17 protein-coding genes are annotated in these 16,951 nt (G+C 67.1%); 11 read left to right on the forward strand and 6 right to left on the reverse strand.

Annotated elements, in window-relative coordinates:
* Window positions 1-248 precede the first annotated feature (248 nt).
* On the forward strand, window positions 249-479 hold the full coding sequence (locus tag DCN14_RS18080) for a hypothetical protein (protein WP_143331676.1): 231 nt from the start codon (window positions 249-251) through the stop codon (window positions 477-479).
* A gap of 64 nt (window positions 480-543) precedes the next feature.
* Here DCN14_RS18080 and rfbD read toward each other — a convergent pair whose 3' ends face one another.
* The 6 genes from rfbD to DCN14_RS18110 all read right to left on the reverse strand — a co-directional run bounded on the left by rfbD (window position 544) and on the right by DCN14_RS18110 (window position 5,847).
* Window positions 544-1,446, reverse strand: a complete 903-nt coding sequence (gene rfbD / locus DCN14_RS18085; protein ID WP_096504988.1) for a dTDP-4-dehydrorhamnose reductase — start codon at window positions 1,444-1,446, stop codon at window positions 544-546.
* 8 nt (window positions 1,447-1,454) lie between these two features.
* A complete protein-coding gene (gene rfbC, locus DCN14_RS18090) occupies window positions 1,455-2,006 on the reverse strand; it encodes a dTDP-4-dehydrorhamnose 3,5-epimerase (RefSeq protein ID WP_096504986.1) in 552 nt (183 codons plus the stop codon).
* Complete coding sequence (rfbA, locus tag DCN14_RS18095; RefSeq protein ID WP_096505127.1) at window positions 1,991-2,884, reverse strand: glucose-1-phosphate thymidylyltransferase RfbA; 894 nt, start codon at window positions 2,882-2,884, stop codon at window positions 1,991-1,993. The genes rfbC and rfbA overlap by 16 nt, the downstream gene beginning before the upstream one ends.
* An 11-nt stretch (window positions 2,885-2,895) precedes the next feature.
* Complete coding sequence (rfbB, locus tag DCN14_RS18100; protein ID WP_096504984.1) at window positions 2,896-3,957, reverse strand: dTDP-glucose 4,6-dehydratase; 1,062 nt, start codon at window positions 3,955-3,957, stop codon at window positions 2,896-2,898.
* A 578-nt stretch (window positions 3,958-4,535) separates the two neighbouring features.
* Window positions 4,536-5,369: a class II glutamine amidotransferase gene (locus DCN14_RS18105; RefSeq protein WP_096505125.1), complete on the reverse strand. Its 834-nt coding sequence runs from the start codon at window positions 5,367-5,369 to the stop codon at window positions 4,536-4,538.
* Window positions 5,370-5,517: 148 nt separating this feature from the next.
* Entirely contained in the window at window positions 5,518-5,847 is a 330-nt protein-coding gene (locus tag DCN14_RS18110; protein ID WP_096504982.1) for a carboxymuconolactone decarboxylase family protein, read from the reverse strand.
* A 128-nt stretch (window positions 5,848-5,975) separates the two neighbouring features.
* Between DCN14_RS18110 and DCN14_RS18115 the strand changes: the two genes are divergently transcribed.
* The 10 genes from DCN14_RS18115 (at window position 5,976) to DCN14_RS18160 (ending at window position 16,825) form a co-directional block, all read left to right on the forward strand.
* Window positions 5,976-6,920 (forward strand): AraC family transcriptional regulator, encoded by a 945-nt coding sequence (locus DCN14_RS18115; protein ID WP_096504980.1) that lies wholly within the window; start codon window positions 5,976-5,978, stop codon window positions 6,918-6,920.
* A 110-nt stretch (window positions 6,921-7,030) separates the two neighbouring features.
* On the forward strand, window positions 7,031-7,474 hold the full coding sequence (gene yiaA, locus DCN14_RS18120; protein WP_096504978.1) for an inner membrane protein YiaA: 444 nt from the start codon (window positions 7,031-7,033) through the stop codon (window positions 7,472-7,474).
* 139 nt (window positions 7,475-7,613) lie between these two features.
* The gene (locus tag DCN14_RS18125; protein WP_239007660.1) at window positions 7,614-8,678 is read left to right on the forward strand and encodes a glycosyltransferase family 2 protein; all 1,065 of its coding nucleotides are present in this window, start codon (window positions 7,614-7,616) and stop codon (window positions 8,676-8,678) included.
* Between the two features lie 59 nt (window positions 8,679-8,737).
* Complete coding sequence (locus tag DCN14_RS18130) at window positions 8,738-9,769, forward strand: hypothetical protein (protein WP_096504974.1); 1,032 nt, start codon at window positions 8,738-8,740, stop codon at window positions 9,767-9,769.
* Window positions 9,766-10,521, forward strand: coding sequence for a hypothetical protein (locus tag DCN14_RS18135; RefSeq protein ID WP_172441903.1), 756 nt, complete (start codon window positions 9,766-9,768; stop codon window positions 10,519-10,521). Before DCN14_RS18130 ends, DCN14_RS18135 begins: the two co-directional genes overlap by 4 nt.
* Window positions 10,518-11,687, forward strand: coding sequence for a hypothetical protein (locus tag DCN14_RS18140; RefSeq protein WP_096505121.1), 1,170 nt, complete (start codon window positions 10,518-10,520; stop codon window positions 11,685-11,687). The genes DCN14_RS18135 and DCN14_RS18140 overlap by 4 nt, the downstream gene beginning before the upstream one ends.
* A complete protein-coding gene (locus DCN14_RS18145) occupies window positions 11,684-12,307 on the forward strand; it encodes a phosphatase PAP2 family protein (RefSeq protein ID WP_096504972.1) in 624 nt (207 codons plus the stop codon). Before DCN14_RS18140 ends, DCN14_RS18145 begins: the two co-directional genes overlap by 4 nt.
* Entirely contained in the window at window positions 12,295-13,269 is a 975-nt protein-coding gene (locus DCN14_RS18150) for a fatty acid desaturase family protein (RefSeq protein WP_096504970.1), read from the forward strand. The genes DCN14_RS18145 and DCN14_RS18150 overlap by 13 nt, the downstream gene beginning before the upstream one ends.
* Window positions 13,266-14,405: a beta-propeller fold lactonase family protein gene (locus DCN14_RS18155; RefSeq protein ID WP_115531421.1), complete on the forward strand. Its 1,140-nt coding sequence runs from the start codon at window positions 13,266-13,268 to the stop codon at window positions 14,403-14,405. The genes DCN14_RS18150 and DCN14_RS18155 overlap by 4 nt, the downstream gene beginning before the upstream one ends.
* A complete protein-coding gene (locus DCN14_RS18160; RefSeq protein WP_162826223.1) occupies window positions 14,402-16,825 on the forward strand; it encodes a hypothetical protein in 2,424 nt (807 codons plus the stop codon). The genes DCN14_RS18155 and DCN14_RS18160 overlap by 4 nt, the downstream gene beginning before the upstream one ends.
* Window positions 16,826-16,951 lie beyond the last annotated feature (126 nt).

Below are 16,951 nucleotides of genomic sequence, written 5' to 3' on the forward strand. Positions count from 1 at the left end.
GCGAAAAGCAAAGCGGCCCGGGGGTTGTACGGCAGATGGGAGAGGAGACTGACCATGCCCGCCAGCTTTGGACATGGACGCGACCCGCGATTTTATCTCGAAAATTATGTTTCACCCTAGAACGTCTCGAAATTTGCGGACCGGTCTGATGCGGTATGGCAACGCTGCCCGGTTGAAGGGGCGGATCGGCGCGAGGATGTAAACAGTCCTAATCAATATCTCGTTATTGCTTCCGGTCAGTGATGCAAATGGTGCTCGTCAAACGCCTGTTTGATACGCAACCGGATGGAATGAGGAATATTTTGCTGCAAGAGGGGTGGTTGCGACGCCGAAATGGGTATTTTTTGCTGGTTGGCGGCGCGATGACGTCCCGGCGTGCCGGCGCCGAATTTTGCGGCGCGACGCACATTCGAATCGGAATGCTGTGTGCGGATATTCGCAGCGCGGATAACATTGCAACCGGAATGACCAGAATATGAATTCCGTAATAATGCGAAATAATCCGCCAGCCGCGATTCAGCGAAAAGCGGCTGGCGGCGCGCTTTAAATCTCTTTCATGCAGAGTTCGAGCGCGGTTTCCCAATCCGGTGCGCCGAGGCCGAAGTGTTCGGCCAGTTTCGCATTCGACATGCGGGAATTGGCCGGGCGTGCCGCGGGCGTCGGATAAGCGCTGGCGGGAATGGGCGCCACCGACGGCTTCTTCGGGAGATTCGACAGACGGAAGATCGCTTCCGCGAATCCGTGCCACGACGTCGAGCCGCCCGCGCACAGGTGATAGACGCCGGAATGCGTGCGCCACCAATCGTCCCGGCCGGCCGTGCCCGCACCGATGGCCTGCGCGGCTACGTTCGCGCTCAGCGCGGCGATCGTCTTGGACCACGTGGGCGCGCCGATCTGGTCGGCGACGATCTTCAGCTCGTCGCGCTCGGCGCCCAGGCGCAGCATGGTCAGCAGAAAGTTCTTGCCGCGCGTGCCGTACACCCAGCTCGTGCGGAAGATCAGGTGCGCACATCCCGATGCCGCGATCGCCTGTTCGCCGGCGAGCTTGGTTTCGCCGTAGACGTTTTGCGGATCGACGGAATCGTCCTCGACGTACGGGCCATCCTTCGTGCCCGCAAACACGTAGTCCGTCGAGAAATGAATCAGCGCCGCGCCGATGCGTGTGGCTTCTTCGGCGAGTACCGCGGGCGCTTCCGCATTCAGGCGCGTCGCCATTGCGACCTCGGTCTGCGCCTGGTCCACGGCCGTATAGGCGGCCGGGTTGACGATCAGATCCGGCTTGACCTCGCGCACGACGTCGCGCACCTGATCGAGGTTCGACAGGTCGAGCCGGCTGCGATCCAGTGCGACGACCTTGCCGAGACCCTGCAGGCTGCGTGCGAGCTCGAACCCGACCTGACCGTTGATACCGGTGAGCAGGATGGTCCGCTGTGCGGGGGATTGCATGGCGCCGCTCATTCGTAGCACTCGGCTTCGACGAGTCGCTTGCCCGCCGCGTCCTTCGCCGCCAGCACCGGCTCGCCGTCGAACGGCCATTGAATGCCGATCTCCGGATCGTTCCACAGCAGGCTGCGCTCGTATTCCGGGAACCAGTAGTCGGTCGTCTTGTACAGGAATTGCGCGGACTCGGACAACACCACGAAGCCGTGCGCGAAGCCGGGCGGCACCCACAGCTGACGATGGTTGTCGGCCGACAGCGTCACGCCGACCCACTTGCCGAAATTCGGCGAACTGCGCCGGATGTCGACCGCGACGTCGAACACTTCGCCCTCGACCACGCGCACGAGTTTGCCCTGCGCGTGTTCGATCTGGTAATGCAGCCCGCGCAGCACGCCCTTCGCCGAACGCGAATGGTTGTCCTGCACGAATTCGACGCCGGTTTCGACGAGTTCCGCGAATTCGCGGCCGTTGAAGCTCTCGTAGAAGTAGCCGCGCGCGTCGCCGAACACCTTCGGCTCGACGATCTTGACTTCGGGGAGTGCCGTAGCAGTTACCGTGATGGCCATGCGACCTGATCCGTAAGAATGTTCAGCAGATATTTACCGTAGCCGTTCTTCGACAGCGGTTGCGCGAGCTTCTGCACTTGCTCGGCATCGATCCAGTGACGGCGGTACGCGATTTCTTCGGGGCAGGCGACGACCAGGCCTTGCCGCTTCTGCAGCGTTGCGATGAAGCTCGCCGCCTCGATCAGCGAATCGTGCGTGCCGGTGTCGAGCCACGCATAGCCGCGCCCCATGATCTCGACGTTCAGCGCGCCGTCTGCAAGATAGCGCGAATTGACGTCGGTGATTTCGAACTCGCCGCGCGGCGACGGCTTGATGTCGGCCGCGATGTCGCACACGCGGTTGTCGTAGAAGTAGAGACCTGTGACGGCGTAGTGCGAACGCGGTTTTGCCGGCTTCTCTTCAATCGACAGCGCGCGGAATTCGTCGTCGAACTCGACGACGCCGTAACGCTCCGGATCGTGCACGTGATACGCGAACACCGTCGCGCCCGCGTCCTGTGCGTCCGCGCGCTCGAGCTGCTTCGCGAGATCGTGCCCGTAGAAGATGTTGTCGCCGAGGATCAGCGCCGACGGATCGTTGCCGACGAAATCCTTGCCGATCACGAATGCCTGCGCGAGACCGTCAGGCGACGGTTGCACCGCGTACTGGATGTTCATCCCCCACTGGCTGCCGTCGCCGAGCATCGATTCGAAGCGCGGCGTGTCCTGCGGCGTCGAGATGATCAGTACGTCGCGAATGCCCGCGACCATCAGCGTCGACAGCGGGTAGTAGATCATCGGCTTGTCGTACACCGGCAGCAGCTGCTTCGACACTGCATGCGTGATCGGATACAGCCGGGTGCCGGATCCGCCGGCCAGAATAATGCCCTTGCGTGCCATGTCCATTGCCCTTACGCGCGATGCGCGTAGTTCGTTGCGACCCATTTCCGATAGTCGCCCGAAGCGACTTCGTCGGCCCATTCCTGGTTGTCCAGGTACCAGCGCACCGTCTTCGCGAGGCCGGTTTCGAACGTCTCGGCGGGCTTCCAGCCGAGCTCGCGCTCGAGCTTGCGCGCATCGATCGCGTAGCGGCGATCGTGGCCGGGGCGGTCCGTCACATAGGTGATCTGGTCACGATACGAACCGGCTGCCTTCGGGCGCGCCTGGTCGAGCAGGTCACACAGCGTGTGCACGACTTCCAGATTCGTTTTCTCGTTCCAGCCGCCGACGTTGTACGTTTCGCCGGTCCGGCCGCGGGCGAGGACTTCGCGGATCGCCGAGCAATGGTCGCCGACGTACAGCCAGTCGCGCACGTTCTGGCCGTCGCCATAGACCGGCAGCGACTTGCCGGCGAGCGCGTTCGCGATCATCAGCGGGATCAGCTTCTCGGGGAACTGGTACGGGCCGTAGTTGTTCGAGCAGTTCGTGGTCAGCGTCGGCATGCCGTACGTATGCTGGTACGCGCGCACGAGATGGTCCGAACCTGCCTTGGTAGCCGAATAGGGGCTGTTGGGCGCGTACGGCGTCGTTTCGGAGAATTGCGGGTCGGTGGGCGACAGCGAACCGAATACTTCGTCGGTGGACACGTGCAGGAACCGGAATGCGGCCTTTTCGGCCTCAGGCAGCGTATTCCAGTACTGACGCGCCGCTTCGAGCAGCGTAAAGGTGCCGACGACATTGGTCTGAACGAAATCGGCCGGGCCGTGAATCGAGCGGTCGACGTGGCTTTCAGCAGCGAAGTGCAGCACCGCGCGCGGCTTGTGCTCGGCGAACAGCGCGTCGAGTGCGGCGCGATCGCAAATATCCGCCTGCGCGAACACGTGCTTCGGATTTCCCTGCAGCGATTTTAACGTTCCCAGATTGCCCGCATAGGTCAGTTTGTCGACGTTAAGAACCGATTCGTCCGATTGACGCAGCCAATCCAACACAAAGTTGGCACCGATAAAACCGGCGCCACCAGTAACCAATATCATGTAGCCTCTTTTTATGTTAACGGCAGGCAATACTGCCGTGCTCTCGTTGTGGACATCGCCCTCGGTTGACGCGGGACGAACAATATCAAGAAACTGCGCGGACCCGCCCGGAGTGGATGGACCAGCCTGATCGCCGCGTATTCTAGGGCATCCGCATGTAGCGCGCATGTCGCCCGGCAATTCGCGTTGCAAGACCAAATTCTCTATGCTCCGGCGCCCCGCATGGCGCCGTCGTGCCCGTCGTATCGCTACTTTCCATTGAATTTTCCAAGACTCGCCGGACGTGCGATCGCACGCAGACATTGCGCGGATTGCAGCGACGAACTGCGGCGGGACTCGGTGCCGATTACAGTGGGAGTTGTTGCGATACTAAAAGGCGGCGGTAACTATAGCATGCTCGATTCGCGCATAACGAGAGTCGTCTGGTTTATGTCGCGATTTAAGACGACCGTGTTTTTTTACCGGTATGGGGTTTTGCGATGCGCTCACCGCGGCTTCGCTTGCCGGCTTTTCGCCGATTCCGGTTCGCGCCGGACTCGTGTCGCACGGTGTGGCCGGCGTCTTGAGCGCCTTGCAGCCTATTTGTGCCGCGGATTGAACGGCCGCTGCTGGACGTCGGCGCCATGCGCGACGATCGCCATGCTTTCCGGCACTTCCTCCCACGCGCCGCGCAGGTCGACGAGCGGCTCCGACACGACCATGAACGCGTCGTCGCCGGCTTCGGCAATACGCGGATTGTGCGGATAGAGTTCGTGCAGATGCTTGAACGACGTGCTGTGGAACAGCGAGCGCGATTGCCGCTCGCTCGAATAGCGCACGGCGATGATCCGGTCGCCGTCGGTTGCGCAGATCGTCATGTTGAGCGGCTCGGCGACGCGATACCGCGCGGCGGTTTCCTCGACCACGCCGACCATCCGCTCGAGCGCCGGCAGCGGCATTTGTTCGAGCCCGTACGTCAACGCGAGGCGGAACATCAGCTCGGAGTCGGTCGAGCCTTCGAGCGTCGGGAACAGCGCGGGGTCGACCTTCATCGTCAGGTCGCGGCGCAGCTTGTGGAAATCGCGGATCAGCCCGTTGTGCGCGAACAGCCAGCGGCCGTGGCGGAACGGGTGGCAGTTGGTTTCCTGCACGGGCGTGTCGGTTGCCGCGCGGATGTGCGCGATGAACATTCGCGAGCGGATCGCGCGTGCGGCCTCGCGCAGGTTGCGGTCGTTCCACGCGGGATGCACGGAGCGGTAGCGAAACGGAAGTTCATCGGGATGGCCGTACCAGCCGATGCCGAAGCCGTCGCCGTTGGTCGTCGTGGCGCCCAGCTCCGAATGCAGGCTCTGGTCGATCAGCGAGTGCTTCGCGCGAAACAGCACGGTTTCGAGATGGATCGGATTACCCGTGTAAGCGAGCCAGCGGCACATGGCATGCTCCTTCGCGATGAATCGTTCGCGCATGGTAGCCGACTTCGCGGCACACCCGAAGGCGATTCGCGGCGGCCCCGGCCGATCGGCCGAGGCCGCCGCAATCGTCATGCGGTGCGTTGCGCCGGGTTGTGCCCGGCTGCGATCGTCAGTCGCCGAGCGCGTCCATCACGCGCGCGGAATACACGAGCGCCGCGCCCGCATTCATCGCGATCGCGACGCTGAGCGCCTCAGCCACTTCCTCCTTGGTCGCGCCATGCTTCACGGCGTCGGCCGTATGTATCGCGATACAGCCGTCGCAGCGCGTCGTGACGGCTACCGCGAGCGCGATCAGCTCGCGCGTCTTCGCATCCAGATGGCCCGTCTTGGCGCCGGCGCCGGACAGCGCCTTGTAGCCGGCCAGCGTATCGGGCGACAGCTTGGCGATTTCGCCGACGCGCGTCGAGAGTTCCTTCCGGTATTCGTTCCAGTTCAGCATGATGTGTCCTTTAGAAATGGTGGAGCGGGGCGGCGGATGCCGCGATCTCGGGCGATGCAGAGCTATTCTGATCGCTCGCGCTGAGGGTTTCGATACGCTAGAGTGTCAATTTTTAGTGCAATCGTCTCATGGATGCATTGAGTCAACTGTTGTCGCTGGGCCGTAGCCATGTCGAGTTGGACGTGCGCTGCCTGCTCGACGGCTCCTTCGCGATGCCGCACGATCCGTTGCCGCCGGGTGAAGCGGTGTTCCATCTGTTGCTGGCGGGAACATGCCTGATGCGTACCGCCGACGGGCGCACGCTGCGGCTGGCCGACGGCGACTTCGTGCTGCTGCCGGCGGGCGACGCGCACGACCTGTCCGATGTCGGGGGCGGCCGGGCGAAGTCGGCGCCGCTGCGCGAACCGGTCGCGGCGGGCGGCGCGGTGCTGCCGGTCACGTCGAATCTCGATCCCGCCGAACCGGGCGGTGCGAGCGTGGACTTGCTGTGCGGACGCTTCGTCTATGCGCGCGGCGCCGGCGAATTGCTGATGCGCACGCTGCCGCGCGTGCTGCACGTCGGGCTGCGCGAAGCATCGGGGCTTGCGTCGCTGCAACTGCTGACGAGCGTGCTGCGTGCCGAGGCATCGAATGCGCAGCCGGGCGCACGCGCGATCGTGAATGCGCTCGGGCAGGCGCTGCTCGCCTATGCGCTGCGCGCATACGGGCGCGACGCAAGCGTGCCGGCCGGCTGGCTCGCGCTCGCCGCCGACGCGCGGCTCGGCCCGTCGGTCCAGGCCGTGCTGCAGGCACCGGCGCAGCCGTGGACGGTCGAATCGCTCGGTGCGGCATCCGCGATGTCGCGGGCGACCTATGCGCGGCATTTCCGCGAGAAGGCCGGGATGAGCGTCGGCGCGTTCGTCGCGCAGATCCGGATGATGCATGCGTGCGCGCTGCTGCAGGATACGCAGCGCGGACAGGCGGAGATCGGACAAGCGGTCGGCTATCAGTCCGAGGCGGCTTTCGGCAAGGCGTTTCGCGCGGTGCTCGGCACGACGCCGGGGCGCTGGCGGCGCGCGCAGCGCGGCGCGTAAGACGGCAAACGCGCCCGCCGTGCGGCGCGACAAAGCTGCTACCATGCGCGAAACGCGTGCCAGCGAAGCGCGTTTCCGAACAAGAAACAAAAAGAGAGAGGGCAACAGCAATGAACCAGACCACCATCCAGCAGCCGTCGTTCGCATTCGTCGCGGCGTCGTGGGCCGCGCTGATCGCCGGTTTTGCCGCATTCCTGATCGGCCTGTGGAACGCCGGCATGCAGCTCAACGAGAAGGGCTACTACTTCACCGTGCTCGTGTTCGGCCTCTATGCGGCGATTTCGCTGCAAAAGAGCGTGCGCGATCGTGCGGAAGGCATTCCCGTCACCAGCATCTATTACGGGCTGAGCTGGGTCGCCCTGCTGCTCGCGATCGCGCTGCTGATCGTCGGCCTCATCAACGCGACGCTGCAGTTGAGCGAGAAAGGGTTCTACGCGATGTCGTTCGTGCTCGCGCTGTTCGGCGCGGTGACCGTGCAGAAGAATACGCGCGACATGCAGAGCGCGAAGCCGCGTTTCGCCGACGCAGATTCCACGCCGTCCGTGACCGAATGAGCGCACGCGGGGCGGGCGGCCGTTGCGGCCGCGCGTCGCGCGACAACCCTCGCGGCGGGCAGCAGGCGCCGGCGCACCGCCGGATTTCCGTACGCCCGATTCATCCGTGCCGCCGCGCATGACGATGGAGACATTCCGGATGCCAGACGATATGCAACCGATGCACGACACGTGCGCGGCCGCCCGTTCCGTGGCGAGCCGCGCGGCGCTCGTGCTGGAGACCAACAACCTGCGCGGCGGCGCCGGCATCGCGCAGGCCGTCGAGAGCCTGAAGCGCCTCGTGTCCGCGCTGTCGAACCAGACGGTGCCGCCGGCTTCGCTCGCGCAATGGATCATCACGCACGACGGGTTGCCCGCCGACGCATGCGCGCAGATCGCCGCGCTCGCCGGCCGCCCGATCGACTTCGTCGAGATCGACGCGAGCACCGGCTACTACGAGGCGAAGAACGAAGGATTCGATCGCGTCGATGCGGCGCGCTGCGACGTCGTCGTGTTCGGCGATGCCGATTGCCGGCCGGCCGACGACTGGCTCGAGCACCTGCTCGCGCCGTTCGCGCGCCACGGCGACGACCGGCCCGTCGCCGTGGCGGGGCGCACCAGCTACGCGCCGAACGTGCTCGGCGTCGCGCTGACGTCGATCGACTTCATGTACTTCCCGAGCCCGCTGCGCGACGGCGCGACGCGCAACTTCTACGCGAACAACGTCGCGTTCCGGCACGACGTGTTCGCCCGATTTCGGTACGAGCCGCTCGACGGCGTGTATCGCGCGCATTGCCAGGTGCTGGGGCTGCGGATGCAGGCTGCCGGCATCGCGATCGAGTTCGCGCCGTGCGCGCACACCGAGCACCGGCTGCCGGACACGCGTCGCGAATCGCTGAAGCTGCGCTGGATGCGCGGCGAGGACAGCGTCGGGCTCACGCCGTATCTCGTGAATGCATATCTGCCGCGTGCGTGGCAGTGGTTCGGTCGCAGCGGCCCGCTCGCCCCGTTCTGCGTGATGGCGATGCGGCTCGGCTACAGCCTGCGCGCGCTCGATCACCAGCAGTTGCCGCGGCTTGGCTTCATCCGTTACGTCGCGGCCATCGGGGTGACGATCGGCGCGTCCGCGGTCGATACGCTCGGTGCGCTTGCCCGCGGCTTCGGATTGTCCGGGCGCGGGGCGGCGCGGCGCGATCTCGAAGCGCTGTCGTATCACCGTCGTTGAGCGACACCGCGCCACGCCTCGCGGTAAACCCACCACGACCCGACTTCCTCCAGACGACCATGTCCTCATTCGCTAACCGTGTTGTCTGCCTTGCCCTGTTTGCCGCCAGCGCCGCCGCTCATGCCGCGCCGGTCGATCATGCGGGGCGCGGGATCTACCACTTCGCGTCGCAAAGCGGCTGCCCGTTCGCGCGTGCGACGGCGACGGACTGCAATCGCGTCGCGCTCGATGCGCCGGACGTTCATGCGAGCGTCGATACCGATACGCATACGATCGTCTTTTCGAGCGACGCGGCGCGCCGCACGAAGGACGTGCTCGGCGACGTGCTGCTGCAGGGCACGGGCGTCGACGGCGACGGCCAGCGCGTGCCGCTGAGCGTGCACGTGCTGTTGCGTCGTGACGGCGCGAAATGGAATCGCGACGTGTACGTTCATGCGCCCGTGCACGGCAAGTTCACCGACGTCCGGATCGATCCGTATCGCGTGCGCGTGAAGGAGCGCGGCGGCGAGCGCGACGTGCTCACGCCGGACGAAACGAGCGCGCTGTTCGCGCATCCGTCGTTCGCGTCGCGGCTCGCGCGGCATCTCGTGAAGGTGCGCGCGACCGATCCGAAGCAGCCGGCCGCCGACGACATCACGATCGCGCTCGGCGTCGGCAAACTGACCCAGTCGGTCGCGCGCGCGAGCTTCACGTCGAACGGGCCGCGCGACGGCGATATCGCCGGTGCGCTCGCGTCCGGGACCTGGGCGATCCGTCTCGATGTACTGAGCGACCACATCCCGGTGTGGGTGGCGCAGCGTGAGCTGTTCCTGTTCGGGCTCGACGGCAGCCCGCTCGTGAAGACGCTGCGCGAGCGCGGCTTCGCGAAGAACGACCGGATCGAACTCGGCGCGCGCGACGGCAGCGGCTATCTGCGCGTGAACGGCCACGAGGAGGCATTCGCCGGCGCCGGCGCATCGGCCCATGCGTTCCTGCAGGAAAGCTTCGTCGGCCTGATTCTCGGCTGGCATCGCGATCCGGCCGCGGCGTCCGCGGCGGCGTCGGCCGTCGCGCCGAAGGTCGCGCGTTCCGCGCCGGGTGTGCCGGCATGATGCCGGCCGGCGAATGGTCGGCGTCGCCGCACGCCGCGCCCGACGAAGGCTTCGCGTGTCTCGAGCAGCGCGTGCCGCGTGGCGCCGCGCGCATGCGCGCGTATCTCGTCGACCGGATCAAGCGCGCGGCGATCCGGCGGCTGCATCGCAGCGCGCACGGCGAGCGCTGGATCCTGCGCCTGTACCTGATCGGCGAAGAGGCGACCGAGTGCGCATTGCTTGACGAATGCACCGGGCAGCCGCCGGACTGGCTCGCACTGCGGCTCGAGCAGCATCTCGCGGACGAACGCCGCCACGCGGCCGCGTTCGCCGACGCACTGCGCGTGCGTGGCGTGACGGCCGCGGCGGGCCCGCGCGAACCGGACTGGGCGACCCGGCGCAAGATCCTCCGGTGGCGCCGGCTCGGGCGCCGCTACGCGCCGCACTTCGCGCAAGGCGCGCTGGTGCCGACCTACGCGACGGGCCTGTGTGCGGAGCAGATGGCGATGCGCGTGCTCGCGCGCCACTGCGCGACGCTCGGCGAAGCGCATGCACTGCATCCGCTCTTCGCTCGGGTGCTGGCCGACGAGGCGCGGCATGTGCGACTCTGCGCGGATACGCTGCGCCGCATCGTCGCGCCGTCCGAGGTCGTGCATCTCGCGGCGCTGCTCGACGAGATCCGCACGATCGAGGCCGGATTCGGCGTGACGGGTGCGCTGGCGATGTACGCGGCCGGATGGATTCAGTGGTGGCGTCCGGGGGCGCGCGCATGATGTTGCGCATCGTCTATCTCGCGACCGCCGATGCGCGCGGTCATCTGATGCGCGCGCAACTGCTCGTGCATGCATTGCGCGCGGCCGGTGCACAGGTCGACGTGCTGACGACGTCCGACGCCGGGCAGGCCTTCCTGTCCGCATTCGGCATCGAGGCCGCCGTGCTGTCGCGTCACTATGCGGTGCAGTTCGACACGCGGCAGAACATGCTGCGCGATGCGACGGATCGCAACGTCGCGCACTACGTATTCAGGCCGACGCGGATGCTGCGCGACATCGCGCGGCTACACGCGATCGTCCGCGACGCCGATCTCGTGATCAACGATTCGTTTCATCCGGCGCTGCTGTTCATGGGCGCGGTGCCCGGCTGGCGCGGTCGCATCGTGCACGTGTATGGCGGCAGCCTGCGCGGCGCGCTGACCGCGAACTTCAACGGACGACTGCCGCGCATGCTGGCGCGTGCGTTCTCCCGGATCGTCGACTGGCAGATCGATTCGGCGCTGTGTTGCATCGAGCACGACTTCGCGTGCGACGCGATCGATGACGTGCAGGGTTCGCGCATGCGCTACCGGTTGCCGACACCGGTGCCGGTCGTCGGCGAATGGCCTGCATCGGAGCCGGCCGCCGCGGCCGTGTATCTGAATCCGCACTTCAGCGACGTCGCGCTGGCCGATGCGCTGTCGGCGGGACTGCACGATGCGGGGCTGGCCGCGCACCGCGTCGGCGAAGGCTATGCCGCGCACGATGGCTGGACCGGCGTCGACGCGGACTGGGCGACGCGCGCCGCGCATGCGCCGTTGATCGTGTCGGCGCCGGGGATGGCGGCGCTGTCGATTGCGCGCGTCTATCGCAGGCCGATCCTGCTCGTGCTGACCGACCAGCCCGAGCAGGCGAGCAACGCCGCTCGCGCCGCCCGGTTGCAGCTCGTGCATCGCATCGTCACGTGGCGCGGCGATGCCGCTGCGTTCCGGCAGGACATCGCGTACGCGGCGAGCGCGCTGATGCACGACGCCGGCACGCGCGCCGCAACGGCCGACGGTCGCGAACATGCGCGCTCGCGCGTGGACGGATGGACGTCGCGTATCCTCGCGTTGCGGCCGAATGCACGGCACGCCGACGCCGACGCCGATGTCGACACGCAACGCGAGGCGCCGGCATCGCGATGAACAGCCTGTCGTCTATCGATCGCCGGCCCGATCTGCGGCAGATGCTGTCCGCGGCATTCGGGATGGCCGCGGGGCTCGCCGTCTTCATCCTGCTCGAGCGTGGCGTCACGCCGCGCTATGTGTTCGCCACCGCGCTCGATGAGCGCATTCCGTTCATCGCGTGGTCGTGGTTCGTCTACGTCGGCTTCTTTCCGTTCGTGATTGCGCTTGCCGCCTATGCGCGGCCGCCGGCGTTCGTCGCGTTCAGGGACGCGGTGCTGATCGCCTTCGTCGCGGGGATCGTCTGCTTCCTGCTGTTTCCCGAAGCGGTGCCGAGGCCCGACGTCGCGGAGATCGGCAATGCGTTCGTGCGCCACCGTCTCGCACGGATGTGGCGGCTCGATCTCGCGGCCAACGGCTTTCCGAGCCTGCATGTCGCCGTCACGTGTCTTGCGTGCCGGATGCTGACGGAGCGGCGCCGTGGCGTACCGATCGCGATCGGCGTGCTGATCTGCGCGTCGACGCTGACGCTCAAACAGCATACGGTCGTCGACGTGCTGGGCGGCGTGGCGCTCGCGATGGGCAGTGCGATATGGGTCGAGCGGCGCTCGGTGCGCGGGAGGCTCGCATGGCGCAAGTGAATCCGCACGCCGGGTCGAACACCGCGCTCTCGCGCTTCGTGCCCGACGCCGCGCTGTTCCGCGTGAAGCCGTCGCGCGTCTGCGCGGCGCTCGCGGGCGACTGGATGCTGATCGCCGCGGCGTTTGCGGCGGCGATCGCGTTTGCGCACCCGCTCGTGTACGTGTGCGCCGCGATCGTGATCGCGCGCAGCCAGCTCGCGCTCGCCGTGATGATGCACGAAGGCGCGCACGGGCTGCTCGCGCGAAACCCGCGCGTCAACGACATGCTGGGCCAGTCGTTCGCCGCCGGCCCGCTGTGGTTGTCGTTGCGCACGTATCGCGCCGGTCATCTGAAACATCATCGCGCGCCGATGCAGGCGGACGATCCCGTCGCGCTGCTGTTCGGCGTTCACGACTATCCGGTGTCGCGCGCGCGGCTGGCCGGCCGCCTGCTCGCTTACGCGTGCGGGATCGGCTACGTGACGAGCGTCGTGAAGCTCGCGCGCGGTGCGTTTGCCCATGCGTTGCCGAAGGTCCGCAAGTCGCGCGCGTATGCGGCGTGGGAGCTTGCGTCGATGCTTGCCGCGAACGGCGTGCTGTTCGCCGCGCTCGCGACGGCCGGACATCCGCTGCTGTACGTCGGCCTGTGGATCGTGCCGTCGGTCACGCTGCTGCCGCTCGCCGGGCAGGTGCGTGCGATCTTCGAACATGCGGGATTGCCGGCTTGCGCGGATCAAAGCCGCAACGCACGCACGATCGGCCGGCGTTCGTGGCAGACGTTCCTGTTCGGCCCGCACGCGATTCATTTCCACATCGAACACCATCTGTTCATGCGGATGCCGTTCCATCACTTGCCGGCCGTGCATCGGCAACTCGTGCAGCGGCAGTTGCTGCCCGACGGCAACCTGTATGCGGGATACGGGGCGGTGCTGCGCGACGTGAGCGCGCACACGATCCCTGCCTTCGAGGAATCAACAGAGTGAGCGTCGATTTCAAGTTGCGTGTGCTGTATCGCGCGGTGATTGCCGTGCCCCTGGCGATGCTGGCCGCGGACGTCGTCGCGCAGGCGGAGCCGGCGAAGGCCGATGCGCCCGCTGCCATTGCGGTCGGCAAGCATCCCGCCGGCATCGCGTTCGGGCCGGACGGCAAGCATCTGTACGTGACCAGCAACGGCGACAACAGCGTCGCCGCGATCGACGTCGCGGCGCGGCAGCGCGTGCGCGACTTCGGCGATCCGCCGGCAAAGGCGCCCAATGATGGTTGTCCGGACAACTTCTGTCGCGGAATGGGCGCGACGGATATTGCGATCGCGGCCGACGAGCGCCATGCATACGTCAGTTCGATGCGCGCGGATGCGCTGGCGCGGCTCGATCTCGACAGCGGCCACGTGGATGGCGTCGCGAAGGTGCAGCGCTTTCCGCAGGCCGTGGCCGTGTCGCCGGACGGCACGCGCGCGTATGTGCTGAATGTGGTCGCCAATTCGGTTTCAGTTGTCGATCTCGACACGTTCCGCACGCTCGGCAAGCCGATTGCGCTCGGCGGCGGGAATGCCGGCAATCAGCCGTTCGGGCGGCCCGCGGCGCTGGTCCTGTCCCGCGACGGGCAGCGCCTGTTCGTCACGAACGGTGTGGCAAGCAGCATCGACGCATTCGATACGCGCACGCGCGCGCAGGTCGGCACGATTCCCGATGCGGATGCCTACGACCTGGCCGTCGAGCCGGGCTCCGGTGATCTGGTCGCGCTGTTTCGCGACGGTATCGCGGCCTATGACGCGAACACGCTGCGTCCGCGCCAGGCGGCGCAGTATTGCCGCGGGCTGACGAGCTACAACTTCGCGCTCAGCCCGGACGGCCGCGCGGTGGCGTTCAGCCTGCCGCAGGAGAACACGGTGCTGGTCGCCGACCGCGCGACGGGCATGCTGCGCGCCGCATATCGCAGCGGCGAATGGCCGCTCGCGCTGGCCTTCAGTCCGGACGGCAGCCGCCTCGCGGTGCTCAATGCAAGCCAGTCCGGCAGCGTGTCGCTGTTCGACGTGCGCGATGCCGGCACGCTGAGCGACTACGTCGCCGCCAGCGGCGAGCTGTTTTGCCGGCCGGCCGCGGAGGGCGCGTTGCAATGAAGAAGGCAAATCGTTCGGCAACTGGCGGGAACGGCATGGGGAAGGGGAACACGATGATCTGGAACGTGAACGGTATCGGCATGCGCATCGCAACGTGTGCGGCCGTGACCGTGCTGCTCGGTGCGTGCGGCAGTTTTCCGCCGGCGGGCGGGCCGTCGCTCGAATGGGTGGCCGGCACGCCGGGCTCGGAAGGCAATCTCGACGGCAGCGGTACGACGGCACGCTTCGCCGGCAGCCTGAGACTGCACGCGGATCGCGACGGCGGCGTGCTGGTGGTGGACACGTACGCATCAACCGTGCGACACATCGATGCGCAGGGCCATGTGACCACGCTCGCCGGCAGGAGCGGCGTGCGCGCGTATCGGGACGGTGCGTCGTCCGCCGCGCGCTTCGACCAGCCGGGCGATGCTGTGCGCGCGCCGGACGGTACCGTTTATGTGGCCGATACCGGTAATTCGCTGGTGCGTGCGATCCGGCCGGACGGTACCGTCGCGACGATCGCCGGCGTGCCGGGCAAATCGGGCGATGCCGACGGTCCGCGCGGCGTCGGCCAGCTCAACCAGCCGGACATGATCGCGCTGGACGGACAGGGCCGGTTGTGGACGCTCTCGCGGTATTCCGGTCATTTGCGAATCGTCGGCACGGACGGTTCGGTCGCGACCTGGACGCCGCAGTCCGACGGCGATTGCACGCTGTCGGGGCTTCGCGCGATCGCGGCGAGCCCGACCGGCGAGATCTGGGTGACCGATGGCAAGACGTTCGGCCACGTGACGCCGACCGGCGATGCGCCGTTGCCCGCGTGCAGGACCGGTGGTGCACCGGACGGCATCGATACGGCGAGCGACGCCGCGGCTGCAGCGGCGGCTGCCGCGGCCGCGGCTGCGGCGGCAGCGATGCGCGTGCCGCCCGAGCCCGGCCCGGTGGCGGCACTGGCCGGCGCCGTGCCGTTCATCGGCTCGGCCCCGGCCGCCGGGACCGACAAGCAACCCGACGCGAGCGATACGCAGGACGATTCTGGCTACATCGCGCTCGCGTTCGACGGCGCCGGGCGGATGATCGCCGCAAGCGCACGCTCGATCGTGACCGTCGGCGCCGACGGCAAGCCGACCGTGACGGTGCATGTCGCATCGCCGGCGCTGCACCGCGGCCGCTCGGACGATCGCGATCTGACGTCGCTCGCGATCGACGGCTCGGGGCGTCGGCTGGTGACGACGGGCAGCGGCGAGGTCGTGCTGCAGGCGGCGCCGGACGGTCGTCTGCTCGCCTATGCAGGCACGAGCAACCGCAGCGACGCGTTGCTGGTGACCGACTCGAAGTTCGTGCCGTTGCCGGGATCGGTCGACGACGATTTCGCGGTCGCCGCCGATGGCACGATCTATTACGTCGACCGGCTCGACGACGCGATCTATCGGATCGCGCCGGACGGCAAGAGCGAGCTGTGGGCCGGCGCGCCGGACGGGAAGGGGCGTGCCGACGGGCCGCGTTCGAGTGCGCGCTTCCGTTATCCGTCGGGGCTTGCGCTGGATGCGTCGGGCAATCTCTACGTGGCGGACAGCGGCAATGCGCTGATCCGCCGCATCGATCCGCAGGGCAACGTGCAGACGGTGAGCGGCAAGCTCAGCGACGAGACGCGGGTCGACGGCCCGTTCGCGCAAGCGACGTACTGGCGGCCACGCTATCTGCGCTTCGATCATGACGGCCGGTTGTACGTGCTCGACGACAGTCCGTATATCGGCAGGCGCGGCGCCCGTATCCGGCGGCTCGATTTCTCGACGGGAACGGTCACGACCGTTGCGCGCGATGAACAGCAGTACAAGATTCCGCGTGACGAGGTCGAACGTTTCGTCACGAGCCGCCGGATGCCGGGCAGCTACGAGGATCTCGCGATCGGTCCGCAAGGACAACTCTTCGTGCTGAGTCGCGACGTGATCTGGCAGATCGATCCCGCGACCGGCGAACACCGGATTCACTTCCTGCCGGGGCCGTGGCCGGCCGCGGAACATGCGTATTACGGCGCGCTCGCGAAAGCGGAGTCGCGCGACGAAAAGGACCGGCTGACGAACAACCTGATCAGTTGCGACTGGACATGGTGCATGCCGGATCGCATCGCGGCCGATGCGAGCGGCAACGTGTACGTGAGCGATAGCGGTAACCACACCGTGCTGCGGATCGATCCGAAGGGCGACGCGGCGGTCATCGCGGGGCAACTCGGTTCGCGCGGCAATCGTGCGGGTACGCTGCCGGGTTCGTTGAACCGGCCGGCGGGGATGGTCGTCACGCCACGGGGCGATCTGTACGTCGAAGTCGGGGACGAGGGGATCATGCGGTTGCGCGCGCCGGCAGCGGCGACGGGGCAGGTGCCGGTTGCAGCGGCGACGACATCGGAGAACGCCGTGGAGGCCAACGCACGACAGCCGTGACGAACAACAGGGCGATCGACGCTTGCAGGCGCGTGATGCCGCACCGGCGAGCGGCGTCGCCTGGCAAGCCTGTACGTGGCGTCGATCCGCGTGCAGTGCGCTTTCTTCGGCGGCATTGCGGGCAGG

The sequence above is a fragment of the Burkholderia sp. IDO3 genome, assembly GCF_003366075.1.
GTDB classification, from domain to species: domain Bacteria; phylum Pseudomonadota; class Gammaproteobacteria; order Burkholderiales; family Burkholderiaceae; genus Burkholderia; species Burkholderia anthina.